We start from the raw sequence: 1,686 nt of genomic DNA, 5'->3' as shown, positions 1-1,686 counted from the left end.
TTCCGGCACACGGTCCCATTCCCGCGGATCCCCGGGAAACTCGACAAGGGCTCAGCGGCTTTCGACAGATGTTGGTGGACATCCGTGATGCCGTTCAGAGCGAGATCGCACGAGGCGCGACGGAAGATCAAGCGGTCGCTGCGATCCGATGGCCGCAGTATGAGAAAATGCAGGCCCGGCTCAATAACCAAGTGCAACACCTTTCCGGCAGGGTGTTGCAATGGGAACCAACTATGAGCATCTGACGGCCGAGGAGCGGGCGACGCTGATGGTGATGCGGGCGGATGGCTGCAGTCAGCGCGCCGTTGCTCGCAGCCTTGGTCGCAATCCATCCACCATCAGCAGGGAGCTGACGCGCAACGCATCGTGCTGCAAGCCCGTCTGCGACACGACCGCCGTCGCACCCTACGATGCATCACTGGCTGGCAAGCGGGCTCTGGTCCTGCGCCAGGAACCGCGACGAAGCTCAAAACTCGCTGCCGATACGGCGCTGTTTGGCGTCATGCAAAACTATCTGCGCGAGGGCTGGTCGCCCGAGCAGATCGCCGGCATGCTCAAGCGCGCGTGGCCCGATGACCCGAGCAAGACTGTGTCGCACGAGACCATCTACACCGCGCTCTACGTCATGCCCCGTGGCGGCTTGCGCAAAGACCTGATCGCGTGTCTGCGGCACGGGCGGGCTAAGCGTCGTCCACGCTCGCGCGGCCAGGACCGACGCGGCCAGATCCCCGATATGCTGAGCCTGCACGTGCGCCCACCCGAGGTCGAGGATCGCCTCGTTCCCGGCCATTGGGAAGGCGATCTGATCAAGGGTGCACGCAATCAGTCTGCCGTTGGCACCTTAGTCGAGCGCACCAGCCGCTTGGTTTTGCTCGCTCGCATGGAGGGTGCAACTGCCGAGGCCGCGCTCGCGGGGTTCACTGGCAGCCTCAATCGCGTGCACATGCCGATGCGCAAGACGATGACCTACGATCAGGGAAAAGAGATGTCGCGTCACAAGGAGCTGACGGCCGTCACCGGCGTCACCGTCTATTTCGCCGATCCGCATAGCCCCTGGCAGCGCGGCTCCAACGAGAACACCAACGGCTTGTTGCGCGAGTATCTGCCCAAGGGCACCGACCTGTCAGGTCTGACCCAGGAGGAACTGGATGCTATCGCCTGGAAGCTCAATACGCGCCCTCGCAAACTCCACGGCTTCCGGTCGCCGATCGAGGTCTATGACGAGCATCTCGCCAAGGCGCGAACACGTCCCGACCTGTAGACACGTTGCCAGCAGCGCCTCCCGTTCTCTCTTCTGACCTCATCCCTTTGTTCGGCCCCTGCGAAGCCCATCCTTCCGTCCCGGCTCGCACATCGTAACCACCGACGAGCGGAGTGGCTGTCAAGGCCGCGCACTTCGCGCGCCCGCCAGGGCTTGGCCTTGACGGCCACGAGCACGGCGGTAACATCAGAGTGCGTCGGGGCTTGGAATATTCAATCAGAACGCTGACGAAAAACACGGCGCATCAACGAGCTTCTTCAATCGTTGCACTTGGTATTTGATTCCGCCAGGTTTATTCTCAGGGCCGGCGGCAGGTGCACGAATGCTTCGAGAACGGAGAGGGAGAGGGTGAACGACGCGTAGAGCACGCCATTCCCCGGTGAATTCCACCGGGCGCCAGTCGTTGCGTTGCGCTCGCCGTGAAT

At 62.7% G+C, this 1,686-nt stretch carries 2 protein-coding genes; both read left to right on the top strand.

The annotated features are described in order from the left end of the window. A partial coding sequence (locus VMT30_02675; GenBank protein ID HVQ43845.1) for a hypothetical protein occupies nucleotides 1-245 on the top strand: 245 nt, incomplete at its 5' end. Further along, on the top strand, nucleotides 221-1,261 hold the full coding sequence (locus tag VMT30_02670) for an IS30 family transposase (GenBank protein HVQ43844.1): 1,041 nt from the start codon (nucleotides 221-223) through the stop codon (nucleotides 1,259-1,261). The genes VMT30_02675 and VMT30_02670, both read left to right, overlap by 25 nt. The last annotated feature ends 425 nt before the right edge of the window (nucleotides 1,262-1,686 follow it).

The organism is Candidatus Saccharimonadia bacterium (genome assembly GCA_035544015.1).
Lineage (GTDB): Bacteria > Patescibacteriota > Saccharimonadia > UBA4664 > UBA4664 > UBA5169.
The sequence above is the reverse complement of the archived record's forward strand: the minus strand, read 5'-3'. Positions and strand labels throughout refer to the sequence as shown.

Coding starts and splice junctions, on each gene's coding strand:
- VMT30_02670 (HVQ43844.1), top strand. CDS start 221: ATGGGAACCAACTATGAGCATCTGACGGCCGAGGAGCGGGCGACGCTG.